This is a genomic window from Methylobacterium sp. UNC378MF (assembly GCF_900103195.1).
In the GTDB taxonomy this organism is placed as follows: domain Bacteria; phylum Pseudomonadota; class Alphaproteobacteria; order Rhizobiales; family Beijerinckiaceae; genus Methylobacterium.
Window position 1 is genome coordinate 60,053 of sequence record NZ_FMWU01000012.1, and the last position, 18,878, is coordinate 78,930.

The 18,878-nt window shown below is 70.2% G+C and carries 19 protein-coding genes; 12 read left to right on the forward strand and 7 right to left on the reverse strand.

What is annotated here, in order from left to right; all coding sequences use genetic code 11:
• Positions 1-201: 201 nt before the first annotated feature.
• Positions 202-477: a translation initiation factor IF-1 gene (gene infA / locus BLT59_RS14130; protein WP_091781030.1), complete on the forward strand. Its 276-nt coding sequence runs from the start codon at positions 202-204 to the stop codon at positions 475-477.
• Complete coding sequence (locus BLT59_RS14135) at positions 474-1,442, forward strand: DMT family transporter (protein WP_091781035.1); 969 nt, start codon at positions 474-476, stop codon at positions 1,440-1,442. The genes infA and BLT59_RS14135 overlap by 4 nt, the downstream gene beginning before the upstream one ends.
• Here BLT59_RS14135 and BLT59_RS14140 read toward each other — a convergent pair.
• Entirely contained in the window at positions 1,412-1,714 is a 303-nt protein-coding gene (locus BLT59_RS14140; RefSeq protein ID WP_091781038.1) for a hypothetical protein, read from the reverse strand. The two genes, BLT59_RS14135 and BLT59_RS14140, sit on opposite strands and share 31 nt — an antisense overlap.
• A gap of 158 nt (positions 1,715-1,872) precedes the next feature.
• On the opposite strand from BLT59_RS14140, the gene BLT59_RS14145 reads away from it, so the two are divergent.
• Together BLT59_RS14145 and BLT59_RS14150 are read left to right on the forward strand one after the other, a co-directional pair.
• Positions 1,873-2,478 carry a sulfite oxidase-like oxidoreductase gene (locus tag BLT59_RS14145; protein WP_091781041.1) on the forward strand — a complete coding sequence of 202 codons (606 nt, stop codon included), beginning with the start codon at positions 1,873-1,875 and terminating at the stop codon, positions 2,476-2,478.
• Positions 2,453-3,214, forward strand: a complete 762-nt coding sequence (locus tag BLT59_RS14150; RefSeq protein WP_244513984.1) for an FAD-binding oxidoreductase — start codon at positions 2,453-2,455, stop codon at positions 3,212-3,214. The genes BLT59_RS14145 and BLT59_RS14150 overlap by 26 nt, the downstream gene beginning before the upstream one ends.
• A 102-nt stretch (positions 3,215-3,316) precedes the next feature.
• On the opposite strand, the gene BLT59_RS14155 is transcribed toward BLT59_RS14150, so the two are convergent.
• Complete coding sequence (locus tag BLT59_RS14155) at positions 3,317-4,414, reverse strand: calcium:cation antiporter (protein WP_091781044.1); 1,098 nt, start codon at positions 4,412-4,414, stop codon at positions 3,317-3,319.
• Positions 4,415-4,817: 403 nt separating this feature from the next.
• On the opposite strand from BLT59_RS14155, the gene BLT59_RS14165 reads away from it, so the two are divergent.
• On the forward strand, positions 4,818-6,569 hold the full coding sequence (locus tag BLT59_RS14165) for a DEAD/DEAH box helicase (RefSeq protein ID WP_091781050.1): 1,752 nt from the start codon (positions 4,818-4,820) through the stop codon (positions 6,567-6,569).
• Between the two features lie 52 nt (positions 6,570-6,621).
• Here BLT59_RS14165 and BLT59_RS14170 read toward each other — a convergent pair whose 3' ends face one another.
• A complete protein-coding gene (locus BLT59_RS14170) occupies positions 6,622-7,503 on the reverse strand; it encodes a hypothetical protein (protein WP_091781053.1) in 882 nt (293 codons plus the stop codon).
• Positions 7,504-7,782: 279 nt separating this feature from the next.
• Here BLT59_RS14170 and BLT59_RS14175 point away from each other — a divergent pair, with 279 nt between their 5' ends.
• From BLT59_RS14175 to BLT59_RS14205, 6 genes are all read left to right on the forward strand, one after another.
• Positions 7,783-9,264, forward strand: coding sequence for an ATP-binding protein (locus BLT59_RS14175; RefSeq protein ID WP_091781057.1), 1,482 nt, complete (start codon positions 7,783-7,785; stop codon positions 9,262-9,264).
• Positions 9,261-9,935: a response regulator gene (locus tag BLT59_RS14180; protein ID WP_012320334.1), complete on the forward strand. Its 675-nt coding sequence runs from the start codon at positions 9,261-9,263 to the stop codon at positions 9,933-9,935. The genes BLT59_RS14175 and BLT59_RS14180 overlap by 4 nt, the downstream gene beginning before the upstream one ends.
• Before the next feature lie 3 nt (positions 9,936-9,938).
• Positions 9,939-10,637 carry a thiaminase II gene (tenA, locus tag BLT59_RS14185; protein ID WP_091781060.1) on the forward strand — a complete coding sequence of 233 codons (699 nt, stop codon included), beginning with the start codon at positions 9,939-9,941 and terminating at the stop codon, positions 10,635-10,637.
• A 273-nt stretch (positions 10,638-10,910) separates the two neighbouring features.
• Positions 10,911-11,372: a tellurite resistance TerB family protein gene (locus BLT59_RS14195; RefSeq protein WP_091781064.1), complete on the forward strand. Its 462-nt coding sequence runs from the start codon at positions 10,911-10,913 to the stop codon at positions 11,370-11,372.
• Positions 11,373-11,387: 15 nt separating this feature from the next.
• Complete coding sequence (locus BLT59_RS14200; RefSeq protein ID WP_091781067.1) at positions 11,388-11,792, forward strand: CidA/LrgA family protein; 405 nt, start codon at positions 11,388-11,390, stop codon at positions 11,790-11,792.
• 3 nt (positions 11,793-11,795) lie between these two features.
• Positions 11,796-12,512, forward strand: coding sequence for an LrgB family protein (locus BLT59_RS14205; RefSeq protein WP_091781070.1), 717 nt, complete (start codon positions 11,796-11,798; stop codon positions 12,510-12,512).
• A gap of 4 nt (positions 12,513-12,516) precedes the next feature.
• Here BLT59_RS14205 and BLT59_RS14210 read toward each other — a convergent pair whose 3' ends face one another.
• Entirely contained in the window at positions 12,517-13,614 is a 1,098-nt protein-coding gene (locus tag BLT59_RS14210; RefSeq protein WP_091781073.1) for an NAD(P)/FAD-dependent oxidoreductase, read from the reverse strand.
• A 301-nt stretch (positions 13,615-13,915) separates the two neighbouring features.
• On the opposite strand from BLT59_RS14210, the gene BLT59_RS14215 reads away from it, so the two are divergent.
• Positions 13,916-14,323 carry a Ros/MucR family transcriptional regulator gene (locus BLT59_RS14215; RefSeq protein ID WP_091781364.1) on the forward strand — a complete coding sequence of 136 codons (408 nt, stop codon included), beginning with the start codon at positions 13,916-13,918 and terminating at the stop codon, positions 14,321-14,323.
• A 42-nt stretch (positions 14,324-14,365) separates the two neighbouring features.
• On the opposite strand, the gene BLT59_RS14220 is transcribed toward BLT59_RS14215, so the two are convergent.
• The 3 genes from BLT59_RS14220 to BLT59_RS14230 all read right to left on the reverse strand — a co-directional run bounded on the left by BLT59_RS14220 (position 14,366) and on the right by BLT59_RS14230 (position 18,689).
• Complete coding sequence (locus BLT59_RS14220) at positions 14,366-17,038, reverse strand: MGH1-like glycoside hydrolase domain-containing protein (RefSeq protein WP_091781076.1); 2,673 nt, start codon at positions 17,036-17,038, stop codon at positions 14,366-14,368.
• Between the two features lie 100 nt (positions 17,039-17,138).
• The gene (locus BLT59_RS14225) at positions 17,139-17,921 is read right to left on the reverse strand and encodes a fumarylacetoacetate hydrolase family protein (protein WP_091781079.1); all 783 of its coding nucleotides are present in this window, start codon (positions 17,919-17,921) and stop codon (positions 17,139-17,141) included.
• Between the two features lie 102 nt (positions 17,922-18,023).
• Positions 18,024-18,689 (reverse strand): HAD-IA family hydrolase, encoded by a 666-nt coding sequence (locus BLT59_RS14230; protein WP_091781082.1) that lies wholly within the window; start codon positions 18,687-18,689, stop codon positions 18,024-18,026.
• Positions 18,690-18,878 lie beyond the last annotated feature (189 nt).

An 18,878-nucleotide genomic window follows, 5' to 3' on the forward strand; every position in this document is an offset into this window, starting at 1 on the left:
ATCGTGTCGATGACGGAACGTGTTCGGCGTCCGCGACTTGCGGCGGGTTCCCGCGGGGACTACATGCGGGCGGTGCTGCTGAGCTGGCGCGGGCGGTCCACCGGATCGGATCCGCGCCCTGCGGCGTTTCCCGAGCTCGATGACAGCCGGACACGCATTGCCGGAACGCCTGCTGCCAGACGGTCCGACTGGAGAAGGTGCATGGCGAAAGAAGAATTGATGCAGTTCGATGGTCTCGTGATCGAGATCCTGCCGGATGCGCGCTACCGCGTGCAGCTGGACCAGGGCCACGAGATCGTGGCCTACACGGCCGGCAAGATGAAGAAGAACCGCATCAAGACGCTGGCTGGCGACCGGGTGACGGTCGAGATGTCGCCCTACGACCTCGAGAAGGGGCGGCTCGTGTTCCGCCACAAAGACGAGCGCTCGTCCGGCCCCCGTCCGCAGGTTCGGGGCGGCCAGTTCCGCCGCCGTTGACGATCGGGCGCGCGAGCCGGACTTCCTCGGTCGCGCCCGCCTACCTGTTGCTGACCGTCACGGCGCTTCTCTGGGCCGGCAACGCCGTGACCAGCCGCTGGGCGCCCGGTCACGTCTCGCCCCAGGTTATCACGACGCTCCGCTGGGCGGTCGCCTGCTTGGTGCTCATGCCCGTCGCCGGGCGCCGTCTCGTCGTTGCGTGGCCGCTCCTGCGGCCGCACGGGCTGCGCATCCTGCTGATGGGCGGCCTCGGCTACACGGCCTTCAACTGCCTGTTCTACGCGGCCGGCGCGCATACCGGCGCGATCAACCTCGCCCTGTTCCAGGGGGCGATCCCGGTCTTGGTGATCGTCCTGAACCGGCTCGCCTACCGGGTGCCGGTCACGCCGGGGCAGGTGCTGGGTGTGATCCTGACATTGATCGGGGCCGGTCTCGCCGCCACCCACGGCGATCTGTCCGTCCTCACGACCCTCGCCTTCAACCGGGGCGACGTGCTCGTCTTCGGGGCCTGCCTGCTCTACGCGGGCTACACGATCTTCCTGCCGACCCGCCCGCAGGTGCCGGCACTGGTGTTCTTCGCCGCGATGGCGGTCGCGGCCTTCGTCACCTCGCTGCCGCCGCTCGCGGTCGAGTGGGCGACGGGCCACGCCGTCTGGCCGAACCGCGAGGGCTGGCTCATGGTCGCCTTCGTCGGCCTCGGGCCGTCGCTGCTGGCGCAACTCTTCTTCATGCGCGGCGTCGAGATCATCGGCCCGAACCGCGCCGGCCTGTTCGTCAACCTCGTGCCGATCTTCGGCGCGATCCTCGCCGTCCTGCTGGTCGGCGAGCCGTTCGGGGCGACGGAGGCCCTCGCCCTGGCCCTGGTGCTCGGCGGGATCGCCTGCGCCGAGCGCCTGAAACCTGCGCTCGCCGCGGAGGCGACCCCGGGGGCCGCCTACTCGCAGACGCGGACGCGGCGGATGTAGACGTCGCCGTACGGATCGACGGTCCGGCGGCGCTCGAAGTGGCAGACCGGGCCGTAATCCTCCTCGACGTAGACCGGCGGCGGGGCGCGGTAGACCGGGCGGCCCGGGTAGTAGCCGTTGTTGGCCGACGCGATGGCGCCGCCGACAGCCAGGCCGCCGAGCACGCCGAGGGCGGCCGCGCCGCCGGCGCCGATGCCGTCGCGGGCCTGGGCGGCCGGCGCGAGCGTGGCGAGGCTCCCGACGACAAGGCTCGTCGCGAGAAGGTACTTCATGACATCCCCCTGAAAGCAGGCGATTCGTGCCGATCGATCGGCACAGAGCTGCTACCACACCCGAGCTTTGGGGCGTTTGTTCGGCCGCACGTGCCGGCTTGACGTAGGGTGTTCCGCCGCACCAAACCCGGGGGACAGCGAGAGGAGCGGCGACCGTCATGGTGACACGGGGCTTCGTCGGGCGCAGGCAGCCGCCCGAGACCGGCGCGCGCCTGCCGCCGGGTCAGTACCTGACCGACGACTTCCCGATCCTCCAGATCGGCCCGAACCCGACCGTCGACATGGCCACGTGGCGGTTCACGCTGCGCGAGGGGTCCCGGCCGATCAAGGCGTGGAGCTGGGAGGCGTTCGAGGCGCTGCCCCGGACCACCTGGCACGGCGACATCCACTGCGTCACCAAGTGGTCGAAGTTCGACACGACCTGGGAGGGCGTCAGCTTCGACGACATCCTGGCGGATGCCGGGATCACGGCGCCGACGGGCTACCTCCTCGCGGAATCGCACGACGACTATACCACGAACGTGCCGGTGGCCGACCTCGTGGGCGGCCGCGCCCTGGTGGCGACGCGCTACGAGGGCCAGCCGATCCACCCGGATCACGGCGGCCCGGCGCGGCTGTTCGTGCCGCATCTCTATTTCTGGAAGAGCGCCAAATGGGTGAAGGGCCTCCGGTTCACCCAGACCGACACCGCCGGCTTCTGGGAGCTGCGCGGCTACCACATGTACGGGGATCCCTGGCGTGAGCAGCGCTACATCGGTGACTGACGCGGCGACTGACTCGGTGGTCGAGCCCATCGTCTTTCGCTGGCACGAGGCGGAGATCACCGCGATCGCGCCGGTCACGCCGCACGTGAAGAGCGTTCGGCTGCGCTGCGGCCTCGCCGAGGCCTACCGGGCCGGGCAGCACGTCGATGTCCGGCTGACCGCCGAGGACGGCTATCAGGCGCAGCGCAGCTACTCCATCGCCTCGGCGCCGGACGCCAGCGGCACTCTGGAGCTGATGATCGAGGCCCTGCCGGACGGCGAGGTTTCCGGCTGGTTCTCACACTGCGCCGAAATCGGCGACCGGGTCGAGCTGCGCGGGCCGATCGGCGGCTCCTTCTCCTGGGACGGGTCCGACGGAGGGCCGCTGCTCCTGGGCGGCGGCGGGTCGGGCGTCGTTCCGCTCCTGGCGATGCTGCGGCGGCGGGCGCAGCGCTGGCGGGCAATCCCGGCGGCGCTGATCTACTCGGCCCGCACCCGCGCGGAGGCGATCGCGGTCGCCGAGCTGGAGCGGCTCGCCGAAACGGATCCCAACTTCTCCCTGCATCTCGCGACGACCCGCGAGGCCGGCGGCAAGCGCATCGACGCGGCCCTCGTCGCCGACGCGCTGGCCCGGATCGGAGCGCCCGGTAAGGTGTTCCTCTGCGGCTCGAACCGGTTCGTGGCCGCGGCCTCCGACCTGATCTTGGCGCAGGGCGTCGCGCCAGGCCTGATCCGCACCGAGCGATTCGGCGCCTGACCTCCGGGTTGCGCCGTCACCGACGCAGACGGGTATGCCCTGAGTTGCGTGGACCGCACCGTCATCCCGGGGCGCCGCGGCCGGATTCGGTCCCCGCGAGGGTCAGGGGCTGAAGATCAGCACGAGGTAGACGAAGAACAGCACGAGGTGCACCGCGCCCTCCAGCACGGTGGTGCGCGAGCCCGAGAAGGTCTGCGCGCTGAGGATCAGCGTCACGGCGAGCAGAGTCATCTCGGTGGGCTTGAGGCCGAGCACCACGGTCTGGCCAGTGAGCAGCCCGATGGTCAGGATCGCCGGCACGGTGAGGCCGACCGTCGAGGTGGCCGCCCCCAAGCACAGGTTGATCGCCCGCTGGAGTTCGTTGCGGGCCACCGCCTTGAGTGCCGAAATCCCCTCCGGCGTGAACACGATGGCGGCGATCAGCACGCCGCCGAGTGCGGTCGGTGCGCCGAGTGCCGCGATGCCGTGATCCAGGATTACCGCGAGGCTCTTAGCCAGGATGACGATCGGCAGGACGTTGGCGAGCAGCAGGCCGACATGCTTGGCGACGCTGCCGCCCGAGACCGGGGCCGCGCCGTGGGACGGCTCGGACTCCTCGCGCGCCTCCGCGTCGATGAAGAACTCGCTGTGACGGCCGGTTTGGATCAGCAGGAACACGCCGTAGAGGGCGAGAGTGAACGCCGAGAACGTCACCGCCTGCAGAATCGTCAGCGTCCCGTCGCTCGTGGAGCTGGTGAAATTCGGGATGATCAGCGCGATGGTGGTGAGCGGGATGATCACCGACAGGAAGGCTGACGCGCCTTGAAGGTTGTAGCGCTGCTGGTGATGGCGAAGGCCGCCGACCAGGAGACCCAGCCCGACCACGCCGTTCAGCACGATCATCAGGACCGCGAACATCGTGTCGCGCCCTAGAGTCGGCGCATCCTTTGCCGACAGCATGACCGCGGAGATCAGCGCCACCTCGATGATGACGATCGACAGCGTCAGGACCAGGGTGCCCAGCGGCTCGCCGAGGCGATGGGCCAGCTCCTCGGCCTCGTGAACCACGCCGAAGGCCGCCCAGACGATCACCGCGAGCAGCCACGCGAACAGGCCGCCGGCGAAGACGGGCTGCGACAGGTCCCCGAGCCAATCCTTGCCGAACCACGCGAAGGCGAGAACCGTCGCCCAGGCTACCGTCACCCGCAGGCCTGCCATCATGTCCGTGGTGCTCTCCGGTCGGGCTGCGTCAACGCTGCGATGTGCGATACTTGACTGTGCCTTATCAAGTGGCGGCCGCTGAATCGGCTCCGCCTCGTCTTCGCGAGCGGAGTGGAGCAACCTGATGCAACGCGACTTCTCGGTGAACGTGGCCAAGGTGGGTTGCTTCGCGGCGCTCGCGACGACGGAGAGTTGCGGCAGGTCGTTGGGTGGGACGTTCGAGGACATGGGCCTCTGCGGCCCTGGGTTGAGCCCGTGCAACCGCCCCATGCTGCGACGGGAGTGGTCAGTCGGCACGCGAAGCGTTACCTTCTCGACACCCGAATAAAGTCCGGCGTCTGATTCCCCCGCCGCGCGATGGCGCGCTGCCGGGCGCGGCGCGGCCGTTGAGAGTTCACGAAGCTTGCCTTTCCCGACCCTGCCCGCCCCCCTCGCGCGGGCCCTAGCCGACCGCGGCTACGCCGAGCCCACACCGGTCCAGGCCGCCGTGCTGGAGGCGGCCGCCGGCTCCCGCGATCTCCTCGTGTCCGCCCAAACCGGCTCCGGCAAGACCGTGGCCTACGGCCTCGCCATGGCGAGCATCCTCATGGGTGACGCGGAGATGTTGCCGCCCCCGGCGGCCCCGCTCGCCCTGGTGATTGCCCCGACCCGGGAACTCGCCCTCCAGGTGCAGCGCGAGCTAGCCTGGCTCTACGGCCCCGCCGGCGGCCGGGTCGCGGCCTGCGTTGGCGGCATGGATCCGCGCCGGGAAAGCCGGATGCTGGGCGAGGGCACCCACATCGTTGTCGGAACGCCAGGCCGCCTGCGCGACCATCTCGAGCGCCGCAACCTCGACCCAACGGCGCTGCGGGCCGTGGTCCTCGACGAGGCCGACGAGATGCTCGATCTCGGCTTCCGCGAGGATATTGAGTTCATCCTCTCGGCGACACCGCCTGAGCGGGCCACCTACCTGTTCTCGGCGACGCTGCCGAAGGCGATCGAAACCCTGGCCGAGCGCTACCAGCGCGGTGCCCTTCGTCTGGCGATCAAGAGTGAGACCAAGGGGCATGCCGACATCGCCTATCGGGCGGTGCGGATCATGCCGCGGGAGACCGAGCACGTCGTGCTCAACCTCCTGCGCGAGGCTGATGCCGCGACCGCGATCATCTTCTGCAACACCCGCAACGCCGTCCGCCATCTCCAGGCGAGCCTGACTGAGCGGGGCTTCTCGGTAGTGGCGTTGTCAGGCGAACTCGGCCAGGGCGAGCGCAACGCCGCGCTCCAGGCCCTGCGCGACGGCCGCGCCCGGGTCTGCGTCGCCACCGACGTGGCCGCCCGCGGCATCGATCTGCCGTCCCTCAGCCTCGTGATCCACGCCGACCTGCCGCACGATGCCGAGGTGCTTCAGCACCGCAGCGGCCGCACCGGGCGTGCCGGCCGCAAGGGCACCTCGGTGCTGCTGATCCCAAATTCCCGCCGCCGCCGGGCCGAGCAGATGTTCGCCATCGCCAAGGTGAGCCCCGAATGGTCTGGGCCGCCCTCGGCCGACGAGATCCGCCGGCTCGACGGTGAACGCATGCTCTCCGACCCGCTCTTTGCCGAGCCGCCGGCCGAGGAGGATGTGGCGCTGGCCGAGACGCTGCTCGCCGGCAAGAGCCCGGAGGAGCTGGCCGCGCTCCTGGCCCGCGTCTACCGCACCCGCCTGCCGGCCCCCGAGGAGGTCAGCGATCCCGGAGAGGGCCGCGCGCCGCGAGGCGAGCGTCCTCCTTACGACCCAATGGATCCGGAGCGAATCGCCGCCATGGGTCCGGCGGTGTGGTTCCGGCTCAATCTCGGCCGCCGCGACAACGCTGACCCGCGCCGCCTGCTGCCGATGCTCACCCGCCGCGGCGGCATCGGCCGCCAGGAGATCGGTGCGATCCGGATTTTTGACCGCGAGACCAAGTTCGAGGTCCGGGGTAATGCGGCTGCGCGCTTTGCCGAAGCGTTCGCCCGCAACGGTTCGCCGGAGATCCAGATCGAGGCACTGGCGGGCGATGCCGGGCCAGCCGAACGCAAGGATCGTCCCACCGGTCCGAAGGGTTTTGCGAGCCCGCGCGCCGGAAAGCATCAGCGCAAGGCCGAGCGCACCGGGCCGAGGGGCGACAAGGCCGGGCGCCAAACCGGCCGGGCCTGAGCGGCGGATTGGGATCAGTGTCCGGCCCCGCGCTCGGGGCCGGTGCAGCGGATCAGAACACGTTCTTGACGGCGTCGCCGAGGGCGTCGACGCTCTCCTTCAGCTTCCGCCCGGCCGGTGCCAAGGACGGGATCTTGATTCCGAGCACCTCGGTATCCTCCGCCTCGGCGGGCTCCGCTTGAGCGACAGTCGCGGGTGTAGCGCCTTTGGGCTTGTCGATCGCCCGGGCCGGCGCGGCCGCCTTGCGGGTCGCCGCCGTCTTGGACGCCGCCTTCTCGGTGCGTCCAGACTTCTCGGAACGTTCGGCTTTCTCGGAGCGCTCAACCTTTTCGACGCGCGCCGGCTTGTCGCTGGCCGGTGACGGCATGGCCGCATCGACCAGCTCGCGGGCCCGGACCGTCTCGGAGGCGCGGGGCGTCTGGAGCGCGGCCGTGCGGGTCGGAACCAGCGGCGCGACCTCCCGTGTGGTCGCCACGGGCGTGACGGAGGTGGGAACCGGAATGCGCTGCGTCGGCGGAACCGGGGCCGCGGAGACCTTCGCGGGCTTCGAGGCTACGGGCTTTGGCGCGGCGGTCGTCTCCGCCGGGGCTGCGATGGGGGTGAAGGCCTCGGGCAACGACGCCATCCGCAGGGCCGGCGTCTCGGGCTGGGCCGGCTTCGGCGGAGCGGGCGCCGCCGGGACGGAGCCTGCGATGACCGGAAGCCCATCCTTCAGTTCCGGCCAGTCTGCGGCCTTGCCCGACGAGACAATCTTGACGGGCGCCGGCGCCGCGAGCCCGGCCAGCACGGTCGAGGCGGCGACGCCGAAGCCGACCAGCGCGCTGGCGCCGACCAGACCGAACAGGACCACCTTAAGGTTCATCGACGACCCGGACTTGGCCGCCGGCATCCGGTTGGGCCGGGTCTCGGATGCGTCGAGATTGAGAGCGATCATGGGCCGGGGTCTCTAGACACGATGCACGCCGCGCGCGACCGGGCTCCCCATGACCGGCCGCTACACTCCGAGGATTCGAAGGTGGTTCGACTCAGGACGCCATAGAGGAGCTGCAATACGGCGCAATGATGTCGGCCCGAATTGCCCGCCCAGCCAGTCCTTGCTCGGCTATCCACAAGATTACGCGGCGCCGCTTAAGAAACCGTGTTCGGCTCGCCCACGCCGTACCGGCGCGGCGTACCGGGCGCTACCGTCGGTGGGCCACCCAATGCGAGCGGCATGGACTTCATCGGTGCGGTCGCTATGCGTCTCGGTGTGGACACACGCCCGAACCTGAACCCGAAGCCCGTGACGGCCGCCGCGCCGCCCCACCCGCGACTCCGCCGTTGGCCCTGGTCGGCCTGGTCCACGCGCGCCCGGCTCGTCGCGGTGGTCCTGCTCATTGACGCGTTCGCGGCCCTGATCTCCTGCGCGGTCATCGTGCTGAACGCCCGCTCGGCCGTGCGCGTCGAGACCCGCGCCTCACTTGCCACCGTCGAGTCGCTGGTGGCCGACACGATCCGATTGTCCGATACGGCCTCGCCCGACACGCTGCTCCAGACCCTGGATCTCCGCTTCAAGGTCCTGCGGCACGTCCGGGTCGCGGTGCTCGATGCGGGCGGCGATCAGGTCGGGCGACCGTTGCCGCCGGCGCGCGCAGACCGGGAGGCGCCGCACTGGTTCGCCGACCTGATCATGCCGCCGATCGAGCGCCACGCCCTGCCGATCGTCGTCAACGGGCAGCGGCTAGGCACGGCGCAGATCACTACGCAGCCGATGGACGAGATCGACGAGATCTGGGGCTATGCCCGCGCGCTCTCGCTGACCACGCTGGCGATCAACGCCGCGATGCTGATCGCTCTCTACATCGCGCTGGGCCGGATCCTCGCGCCGCTGCGGCGGCTCGGCGCCGGCCTGATTCAGCTGGAGCATCACGACTACACCGCCCGCCTGGACCCGCCCGGCGCCCGGGAGCTGGCGGTGATCGCCGAGCGGTTCAACAAGGTCGCCGAGGCCCTGGGCGAGGTCCGCGCCGCCAACGGCCGCCTCAACCGCCAGCTTCTGACGGCGCAGGACGACGAGCGCCGCCGCACCGCCTTGGAGCTGCACGACGAATTCGGCCCCTGCCTGTTCGCGCTGGAGGCCAATGCGGCCTCGATCGGTCGCATCGCCTCCGGTGCCGCCGAACCCAGTCGCGAGAAGCTCGCGTCCCGGGCGGCCGAGATCAGCGCCATCGTGGGTCAGGTCCAGACCGTCAACCGGGAACTCTTGAACCGCCTGCGGCCGCACGGGCTCGGGCAGGCGCCGCTGGCAACCTGCCTCGATCTGTTGCTCCGCGGCTTCGGGCAGCGCCACCCCGGCATCGCCTTTGCGGGCCGTTTCGACGGTCTGGCCCGGGGCTACGGCGACCTCGTGGATCTCACGGTCTTCCGCTGCGTGCAGGAAAGCGCCACCAACGCCGTGCGGCACGGCGCCGCGACCCGGGTGGAAGCCGTGGCGACCGAGACCGAAGGCAGGCTCGAGCTCATGATCCGCGACAACGGCACCGGGATCTCGCCCGATCACGGAACCGGGCTCGGTCTATCGGGGATGCGGGAGCGCGTGGAGGCACTCGGCGGCACCTTCGCCCTTGACAATGCCGGCCCCGGGGCGATCGTCCGGATCACGATCCCCGTTCCGCCTGAACGGGGCGACGAGAACAACACCGCGCCGAGCGCATGAACGCCATCGCATCTCAAATCGACGCCGCCGCCACGCGCCTGCCGGTCCTCGTCATCGACGACCATCCGATTGTCCTGCAGGGCTGTCGGCGCGTCCTGGAGGATTCTGGCGTCGAGACCATCGCGGAGGCGACGACCGTTGTCGGCGGCTACCGGATCTTCCACCGGCTCCGTCCGCCCGTCGTGATCTGCGACCTGACCTTCCAGGGCAGCGGCATGGCCGGCCTCGGCCTGATCCGGCGCATCCGGGCGGTCGCGCCCGAGACGCGCATCCTGGTCTTCAGCATGCACAACGACCCGGTGATCGTCGCCCGCGCCCTCGAGGCGGGGGCCCTCGGCTACGTCCTCAAGGACCACGCCTCGGCCGAGCTGTTCGAGGCCTTCGCCAAGGTGCGTGTCGGCGAGGTCTATCTCGACCGGCGGCTCGCCACCGAAGTGGCGATGCTGCGGGCCGACGCCCGCCGGGCGCCGGAATCGCAACTGACCCCCCGCGAGCAACAGATCCTGGCCCGCCTCGCGCAGGGGCGCTCCTACGGCGCCATCGCGGCCGACCTGTCCGTGAGCTACAAGACCGTGACGAACGCCTGTTCGCAGATGCGCCAGAAGCTCGGCGTTCGCACTCTGGCCGAGCTGATCCACGTGGCCGTCACCCACGCGCAGCGGCAGGGCTAGGGCATGGCGTCTCCCGGGACGGTGGGGGCGGGCGGTCCGGGCTCGTTCTCCCAGGAGGCGTGGCTGCGCAACGCCGCTGCCTACGAGACCATCCGGTCGATGCCCTTCAACGCTGAGCTTGCCGCCGGCACGCTGCCCCAGGGTCGCTTCCGGCACTACATCGTGCAGGACGCGCACTACCTCATCGGCTTCGGCCGGGCGCTGAGCCTTGCCGCCGCGAAGGCGCCGGATCCGGACGCGATCGTGCAATTCTCCCGCGCCGCGCAGGAGGCGATCGTCGTCGAGCGCGCGCTCCACGGAGGCTTCTTCCATGATTACGGCATCGGGCCGGAGATGTTCGCGGCCACCCCCCTGACACCCGCGTGCGATCATTACGTCTGCTACCTGCTCGCCACTGCCTATGCCGAATCGTTCGCAGTGCTGTGCGCGGCTCTGCTGCCCTGCTTCTGGATCTACAAGGCCGTGGGTGACGACATCTTCGCCCGCGCCGCACCCGGCAACCCCTACCGGGCCTGGATCGACACCTACGCGGGTGCGGATTTTGCGGAGGCGGTCGCGGCCATGATCGCCGCCACCGACCGGGCAGCCCTGGCCGCTTCGGATCCCGAGCGCGCGCGCATGCATCAGGCCTTCGCGCAGGCCACGCGCCTCGAATGGCAGTTCTGGGACGGTGCCTACCGCGATGCGGCCTGGCCCCTGTGACCCGCCCGGCACAGCATATGCCCACGCGCCGCCCTTTCGGGCCGGTACGCCGGCCAAGGCCGGTCCGGCCGTGGTTCGGGCGGCCGAGGCGAGACTCGCGCCGCTGGTCAGGGGCGCCGGGGCCGCTGCGCGCCCGTCATCGCCGTCGAGTGCCGTCGAGGGCGGCGCTACGGCGATGCAACTCGGCCACGGTCCGGCGCCGCGTGCGGCACCGTCCTTGACGGGGAGAGTCCGGGGACCGAACTGTTGCGGTGCACGATCCCCGGAGCCGCCATGTCCCTGATCGCACGCCTGCGCGCCTACGCGGCCGAGGCTCTCGGCGTCGGCAACCCCGAGGCCGTGGACGAGACCCATCTCGCGGCCACCGCGCTCCTCGTCCACGTCGCCCGCGTCGATGGCATCCTGGCTCCCGCCGAGAGCGAGCGCCTGTCGCGCCTCGTGCAGGGGCACTACGCCGATGGTCCGGATGCGGCGCGGGCGCTGATCGAGCGGGCTGCCGCCATGGATTCAGAGGTGCGCGACGTCGCGAGCCTCGTGGAGATGATCCCGCACGAGGCCGACCGGGCCGAACGCGAAGAGCTGCTGACCATGGCTTGGTCGGTTGCGGCGGCTGACGGCAACGTCGATGAGTTCGAGGAGGCGCTGGTCGAGCGCCTCGGCCGTCTGCTCGGTTTCGACGAGGCCGCCATCGCGGCGGCCCGGCGGAGCGGTCAGCAGGGTGTCGCGGCCGCCTAGCCTCGGCGTTCCGCGATGATCGCCAGTCTTGCGCTGATCCTGCTGGCCCAGCTGTTGGGCGAGGCCCTGGCGCGCGGCGCGGGGGTGCCGGTGCCGGGGCCGGTGATCGGCATGGGTTTGATGTTCGCGTTCCTGCTGCTGCGCGACAGCGCGCGGTTCGGCCTGCCGCGTTACCTGCCGAAGCCCTTGACGGACGGGACGCTCGAAACGACGGCGCGCGGCCTGCTCATGAACCTGTCGCTCCTGTTCGTGCCCGCTGGCGTCGGGGTGGTCGGCCGTCTCGACTTGCTGCGGGCGCAGGGCGGCAAGCTCGCTCTCGTCCTGGTCGTCTCGACCGCGCTGTCGCTGCTGGTCACCGTCCTGGTCTTCCGCGCCGTCGCCGCACTGGTCGAGCGGCGCAAGCCCGACGGGGAATCCTGACGCATGGGCGGCGACTTCTCGCTCTGGGTCTATCTCGCCAAGACGCCGCTCCTGTGGCTGACCGTGACGCTGACCGCCTACGTGCTGGCGGATCGGATCGCCGCCGCGACCGGGCGGCACCCGATCGCCAACCCCGTGCTCATCACTGTCGCGCTGGTCGGCGCGGTCCTGGCCGTCACCGAGACGCCCTACCCGGCCTATTTTGAGGGCGCACAATTCGTCCACTTCCTGCTCGGACCCGCCACCGTGGTGCTGGCGATGCCGCTTTACGAGCGGCGGGCCACGGTTCTGCGCGCGTTGGCGCCCATGCTGGCGGCCCTCGCGGCGGGCTCGGCCACCACGCTCGCCGTCGTGATCGGTCTGGCGCGGCTCCTCGACATCCCGCAGCCGATCCTCGTCTCCCTCGCTCCGAAATCCGTGACCTCGGGCGTGGCCATGGGCATTGCCGAGGCGCTGGGCGGCGACCCGACGCTCACGGCGATCCTGGTGATCCTCACCGGGATCATCGGAGCGATCCTCGTGACGCCGATGATGAACCTCCTGCGCATCCGCGACATGCGTGCCCGGGGCTTCGCGGCCGGGCTGGCGGCCCACGGCATCGGGACGGCGCGGGCCTTCCAGGTCAGCGAGGTGGCCGGGACCTTCGCGGGCATCGCCATGGGGCTGAACGCCTTCCTGACGGCAATCCTCGCCCCGCTGGCGCTCCACTTGCTGTTCTGAAGCGTCAGGCGTCCAGCCGATCGGCCACGGCCTCGGCGAGCGACAGGCTGGAGGTCAGGCCCGGGCTCTCGATCCCGAACAGGTGTACGAGGCCCGATAATCCGTGCTCGGCCGGTCCGTCGATCCAGAAATCGGCTGCCGGCTCGCCCGGTCCGGTCAGCTTCGGGCGCAGGCCGGCGTAATCCGGATAGAGTGCACCATCCGGCAGGGCGGGCCAGTAGCGCCGGATCGCACCGTAGAAGGCCTCGGCGCGCTGCGGATCGACCCGGTAGTCGAACCCGTCCACCCATTCCACGTCGGGCCCGAAGCGGGTACGACCGGCGAGATCGAGGGTCAGGTGGATGCCGAGGCCGCCGTCGATCCGCGGCGCCGGGTAGATCAGCCGCGAGAAGGCCGGCTTGCCGGTGCAGCCGAAGTAGTTGCCGCGGGCGAGGCGCAGCGTCGGGACGCGCTCGGCTGGATAGTCCTCGGTGCGCGATGCGAGCACCGGCGCGCCGAAGCTCGCGGCGTTGACAACCGCGTCGAACGCCATTGTGCCGGGCTCGGCGCCTCCGAAGGCGGCCTGCCACTGCCCATCGCGTCGCTTGAGACCCGCGACCGGAGTGCGCAGGGCGAGGGCGCCGCCGTGATCCTCGATCTCGCCGAGCAGGGCGAGCATCAGCGCGTGGCTGTCCACGATGCCGGTGCGCGGCGAATGGAGCGCCACCGTGCAGGTAAGATTGGGCTCCAGGCGCCGGGCCGCCTCCGCGTCGAGAAGCTCCAGGCCCACGACGCCGTTGGCCTCGCCCTGTCGGCGGATCGCCGCGATCTTCTCGGCTTCCGCGTCGTCGGACGCGACGATCAGCTTGCCGCAGGCGCGATGCGGGACACCGTGACTCTCGCAAAAGCTGTACAACCGGCGGGCACCCGCGACGCAGTGGTGCGCCCGCTCCGATCCGCTCGGATAATACATGCCGGCATGGATCACCTCCGAGCTGCGGGCCGAGACCCCGGTTCCGAAGGCGTCCTCGGTTTCCGCCACGACGACGGCGTGCCCGCGCAGCGCCAGGGCTCGCCCGATGGCAAGTCCGACGACGCCCGCTCCGACGACCAGGGCCTCCATGTGTTCCGATTCTCCATCGTGCCCTGAAGGGCAGGCAAGTGCTCAATACCGCACTCCGGCCCGAACAACGACGCATCCGCTGCTTCGCCGATGACCGAAGCTCTCAATCCCCGGTAGAAATATTGTCGCAAGGAATGCGCGGCCCGGTTGTGGCAGCGGCGGTCTGGCGCATAATGCCCCTGTTCGCCGCTTCCGGCCGCACCCACCATTGTTCCGGGACATCGAGCTGCGGTCGACGGTGCGGAACCGACGAAACCCAACGAGAGCCACATCCGATCCACGCCGAATCGAGGTGACGACCATGCAGATGAGATTGCTGAGCGTCGAACTGGCCGCGAAGATCTTGAGTGCCTACGTCACGCGCAACAACATTCCCGCGGGAACGCTGCCCGACCTGCTCTCCGAGGTTCACCGCTCGCTCACCGCCTTGCGCAAGCATGCGAAGCCACAGGTCAGGCGTCCGACTGAGGCCCAGATCCGCGACTCAATCCGACCCGACACGCTCATCAGCTTCGAGGACGGCAAGCCCTACAAGGCTCTGCGGCGGCACCTGACGATGCGCGGCCTTACGCCCGAGGTCTACAAGGCGAAATGGGGACTTCCGGTCGATTACCCGCTGGTCTCCGCGGCCTACAGCGCCCGCCGCTCGATGATCTCCCGCCGGATCGGGCAGGGACAGCGCCAGCGGATGCCGTCTGCCGCGGAATAGCGCGGGCTTCGGCCGCCGGTGCGGCGCACCGGCGACCGGCTGTCACGGCCAGCCGGGGCCCGGGGCCTCGGCGGCCGCGGTCGCCACTTCCTGGATGAGCAGAGCCACGAGGCCCGACCAGCCGGTCTGGTGCGACGCGCCGACCCCGCGGCCGGTATCGCCGTGATAGTATTCGTAGAACAGGACCAGATCGCGGAAATGCGGATCTTCCTGTTGAATCCGGCTGTCGCCGTAGACGGGCCGCTGCCCGTCCGCACCGCGTGTCGAGAGGCCGATCAGGCGCCGTGACAGGTGGGCAGCAATCTCGCGCAGGGCGTAGGTCCGGCCCGACCCGGTCGGCGCCTCGACCCGGAAATCCGGGCCGTAATAGTCGTGGAAGCGGTTCAACCCGGCGATGAGCAGGTAGTTGACCGGCATCCAGACCGGGCCCCGCCAGTTCGAGTTGCCGCCGAACAGGCGCGAGCGCGACTCGGCCGGCTCGTAGGCGAGACCCAGGTCCCGCCCGTTCCACGCGAAGCAGAACGGCTTGTCGGCGTAGACGCGGGACACGGCGCGCAGCCCGAAATCCGAAAGGAATTCGTTCGGATCGAGGGCGCGGCTGAGCAGAGCCTTCAACCGGTGCCCGCGCAGGAGCGACAGCAGAGCCGTCTGGCCTTCGCCGGGCTCGTTCCAGCGCGAGACAAGCGTCGCGAGGTCCGGGCGGTTCTTGAGGAAGAACACCATCCGGCTGCGCAGGGACGGCAGCCGCGCGAGGTCGCACTCGTTGATCACCGCCACCGCGAAGATCGGGATCAGACCGACCATGGTCCGGGCGCGGATGGGCAGGCGCTGCCCGTCGCTTGTCTCGATCACGTCGTAGAAGAAGCCGTCCGGCTCGTCCCACACGCCCGCGCCGGTGGCGCCGGCGATGAGGAGGAAGTGCTCGAAGAACTTCTCCGCCATGTCCTCGAAGGTCGGATCGTCGAGGGCCAGCTCGATGGCGATCCGCATCAGGTTGAGGGCGTAGGTCGCCATCCAGGCCGTCGCGTCGGACTGGGTCAGCGTGGCGCCGTCGCCGACCGGCTTCGACCGGTCGAAGATGCCGATATTGTCGAGGCCGAGGAATCCGCCCTGGAACAGATTGCGGTCGTCGGAATCCTTGCGGTTCACCCACCAGGTGAAGTTCAAGGTCAGCTTGTTGAAGATCCGCTTGAGGAAAGCGTGGTCCGGCGTGCCGGTCAGCGCCCGGTCCAGCTCGAACACCCGCCATGCGGCCAGCGCGTGGACCGGCGGATTGGCGTCCCCGAAGCCCCACTCGTAGGCCGGCAGCGCGGCGTTCGGGTGGGTATAGGCCTCGTCGACGAGCAGCAGGAGCTGGTTCTTGGCGAAGTCGGGATCGATGAGCCCGAACACGATCGCTTGGAGGGCGAGGTCCCAGGAGGCGAACCAGGGGTATTCCCAGGCATCCGGCATCGAGATGATGTCGTTCGCGCGCAAATGCGCCCAGTCGCTGTTGCGGCCGTGCCGCCGCTCCGGCGCCGGCGCGGGCTGCGCCGGGTCGCCGGCGAGCCACTCGCGCACGTCGTAATGGTAGAGCTGCTTCGACCAGAGCATGCCGGCGAGCGCCTGTCGCTGCACGAGCCGCATCTCGGGATCGGCGATCGGCGCCTGCAGCGCCCCGTAGAAATCGTCGGCCTCGGCCTCGCGGGTGGCGAAGACGGCATCGAAATCCGCGAAGGGCTCGCCCGGCGCCGTCTCGGCGCGCAGGCGCAGGCGCAGGGTACGCGTTTCGCCAGGGCCGAGCTGCAGATCGTAGCGGGCGGCGCATTTGGTGCCCGACAGGGCGTTGACGGCGGCCCGGTCGCCGCCCACCACGCACCGGTCGATCCCGTCCTTGTAGAAGCCCTCGGCCGGCCCGCTGCCGAACAGCCGGTGCGTGTTCGTCTCGTTCTCGGTGAACATCGGGGCGCCCGCGCCCTCGGCGAAGAACCGGAAGGTCGGCATCTCGGGATGGCGCGCCCAGACCGAGCCCTCCGAGCCAGCCATCAGCTCCGGCTTCGGCGTGCCCTGCTTCCACGACCACGTGTTGCGCGCCCAGAGCTGCGGCAGCAGCGTCAGGTCCGCGGCGTCCGGGCCGCGATTGGTGGCGGTGACCCGCATCAGAATGTCGTCGGGCGCGGCCTTGGCGTAGGCGATCTCAACGTCAAAGTAGCGGCCTTCGTCGAACAGGCCGGTGTCGAGGAGCTCGAATTCCGGGTCGTCGAGGTCGCGCCGCGCATTCTCCTCGACCAGGTGCTCGTAGGGGAAGGCCGCCTGCGGGTACTTGTACAGCATCCGCATGAAGGCATGGGTCGGGACCCCGTCGAGATAGTAATAGAGTTCCTTGACGTCCTCGCCGTGATTACCCTCCTGGTTGGTCAGGCCGAACAGGCGCTCCTTCAGAATTGGGTCCCGCCCGTTCCACAGGGCCAGCGATAGACACCAGTTCAGGTGGCGATCGCCAAAGCCGCCGATGCCATCCTCGCCCCAGCGATAGGCGCGGGACCGGGCGTGGTCGTGGGGCAAGTAATCCCAGGCGTCGCCCTTCGGGCTGTAATCCTCCCGCACCGTGCCCCATTGCCGGTCGCTGAGATACGGTCCCCAGCGGCGCCAGGCCGGATCGGAGCGCGCCTTTACGAGACGGCGGCCCTCGGCGGTCTCGAAGAGGTTCGGCGGCACGCCGTTGGGCTTGGTCATACGCGCGCTGCTCCTGCCCCCGCGGATCCGTACCGGATAAAGCCGCGACGCCAGCAGGAAAAGTCAACGCCCCGCCGTGCCCGGATCCCCGCGGGATGCCTCACACGATGCGGATCGAAAGGTCCGGCAGGCCCGCGATCGAGCCCGCGAGCACGTCTCCGCGGACGACCGGCCCGACATTCTCGGGCGTGCCGGAGAAGACGATGTCGCCGGCCTGGAGCTCGAAGGCCCGCGACAGCTCCGCGATCTGTTCGGCCACCGACCAGATCATGTCCGACAGGTCGGCGTCCTGCCGCACGGTGCCGTTCACGGCGAGTTGGATGCGCCCGCGCCCCGGATGGCCGGCCCGGGCGACGGGAAGGATCGGCGTGAGCGGCGCGGAATGGTCGAAGCTTTTGCCGATCTCCCAGGGCTTCTTCTGGTTGCCCATGCCCCGCTGGAGGTCCCGGCGGGTCATGTCGAGGCCTGTGGCATAGCCGTAGACGTGGTCGAGCGCCTGCGCGGCCGGGATGTCCCGCCCGCCCGACTTCAGCACGGCGACGAGCTCGATCTCGTGGTGGTAGTTCTGGGTCAGCGACGGGTAGGGATGGTCGGCGACGCCGCCCGCGACGACCTGCACGGCATCGGCCGGCTTCTGGAAGAAGAAAGGCGGCTCGCGCGAGGGGTCGGAGCCCATCTCGCGGGCATGGGCCGCGTAGTTGCGGCCGATGCAATAGATCCTGCGGACCGGAAAGACCTGCGCCTCGCCCAGGATCGGGATGGTTGTCTGCGGCAGCGGGAACAGCGGGCCCGGCTGCGTCTCGGCGGCCGCGGCAGGGGCGAGGCCCGCGGCGGCGCCGGTCGCGACTGCCCCGAGCACGCGGCGTCGATCGATCATTGCCATGGCCTAACCCTCCGCCGAGATGCCTCGCGCCGCGCGGCGCCTGCGGGCGATACGACCAAGCCGTACCGGCCGCCAGCGGGGCCGCGGCCGGCTTGGAAAGGCTCAGGCGGTCCGTGTCACCCGGATCCCGTCCCGCTCCGCGGAGACGCCGAGCCGGATGTAGTCCGCGATCGCCGGATGGCCGGTCCTCACCGGCTCGCGATGGGTCGCGGTGACCACCACGACGCCCGCGCCCGCGGCTTCCGCCGCCCGGATGCCAGCCGCGGCGTCCTCGAAGACGAGGCAGTCCGACGCCGCGACGCCGAGGCGCTCAGCCGCCATCAGGAAGCAATCCGGGGCGGGCTTTCCCTGCGCCACGTCCTCGGCGGCCACCAGCAAATCGGGGACCGGCATGCCGGCCGCCGCGAGGCGGCGCTCCGCCAGCCGCCGGGGCGCCGAGGTGACGATCGCCCAGCGGTCGCGCGGTAGCGCCTCCAGGAAGGTCCGCGCGCCCTCGATCGCGACGATGTCGTCGACATCCTCCATCTCGGCCTCGGTGATCGCGGTGGCCTCGGCGACGGGATCGATGCCCGGCAGGTTCAGCCGCCGGATCGTCTCGACCGATTGCACGCCGTGAATCGTCGGCAGGAAGGTCGCTACGTCGAGGCCATGCGCCTCCGCCCAGCGCGACCAGATCCGCTCCGCAGAGGCGATCGAGCTGATGAGCGTTCCGTCCATGTCGAACAGGAGTGCGGCCAGGGCGCGAGACGGTAGGGATCTCTCGGACATGCGAGACCGCTAGGCCGCCGCCGTCGTTACGGCAACAGACCCGCGCGCATGGCCGCATCTCGCTGGGGGCCAAGCCTTAGGGCCGGCACCATCCTGCGCCGCAGCGCGGTCGCCAGAGGCTCGCCCGCTTCACGGGCCGATGCCTTTGGTGTAGCGCGGGTGCAACCCCGGGCCGTCGGCGGCCCTGCA

Coding starts and splice junctions, on each gene's coding strand:
- BLT59_RS14195 (WP_091781064.1), top strand. CDS start 10,911: ATGTCCCTGATCGCACGCCTGCGCGCCTACGCGGCCGAGGCTCTCGGC.
- BLT59_RS14170 (WP_091781053.1), bottom strand. CDS start 7,503: ATGATCGCTCTCAATCTCGACGCATCCGAGACCCGGCCCAACCGGATG.
- BLT59_RS14215 (WP_091781364.1), top strand. CDS start 13,916: ATGCAGATGAGATTGCTGAGCGTCGAACTGGCCGCGAAGATCTTGAGT.
- BLT59_RS14230 (WP_091781082.1), bottom strand. CDS start 18,689: ATGTCCGAGAGATCCCTACCGTCTCGCGCCCTGGCCGCACTCCTGTTC.
- tenA (WP_091781060.1), top strand. CDS start 9,939: ATGGCGTCTCCCGGGACGGTGGGGGCGGGCGGTCCGGGCTCGTTCTCC.
- BLT59_RS14140 (WP_091781038.1), bottom strand. CDS start 1,714: ATGAAGTACCTTCTCGCGACGAGCCTTGTCGTCGGGAGCCTCGCCACG.
- BLT59_RS14155 (WP_091781044.1), bottom strand. CDS start 4,414: ATGATGGCAGGCCTGCGGGTGACGGTAGCCTGGGCGACGGTTCTCGCC.
- infA (WP_091781030.1), top strand. CDS start 202: ATGGCGAAAGAAGAATTGATGCAGTTCGATGGTCTCGTGATCGAGATC.
- BLT59_RS14145 (WP_091781041.1), top strand. CDS start 1,873: ATGGTGACACGGGGCTTCGTCGGGCGCAGGCAGCCGCCCGAGACCGGC.
- BLT59_RS14205 (WP_091781070.1), top strand. CDS start 11,796: ATGGGCGGCGACTTCTCGCTCTGGGTCTATCTCGCCAAGACGCCGCTC.
- BLT59_RS14175 (WP_091781057.1), top strand. CDS start 7,783: ATGGACTTCATCGGTGCGGTCGCTATGCGTCTCGGTGTGGACACACGC.
- BLT59_RS14200 (WP_091781067.1), top strand. CDS start 11,388: ATGATCGCCAGTCTTGCGCTGATCCTGCTGGCCCAGCTGTTGGGCGAG.
- BLT59_RS14225 (WP_091781079.1), bottom strand. CDS start 17,921: ATGGCAATGATCGATCGACGCCGCGTGCTCGGGGCAGTCGCGACCGGC.
- BLT59_RS14180 (WP_012320334.1), top strand. CDS start 9,261: ATGAACGCCATCGCATCTCAAATCGACGCCGCCGCCACGCGCCTGCCG.
- BLT59_RS14220 (WP_091781076.1), bottom strand. CDS start 17,038: ATGACCAAGCCCAACGGCGTGCCGCCGAACCTCTTCGAGACCGCCGAG.
- BLT59_RS14210 (WP_091781073.1), bottom strand. CDS start 13,614: ATGGAGGCCCTGGTCGTCGGAGCGGGCGTCGTCGGACTTGCCATCGGG.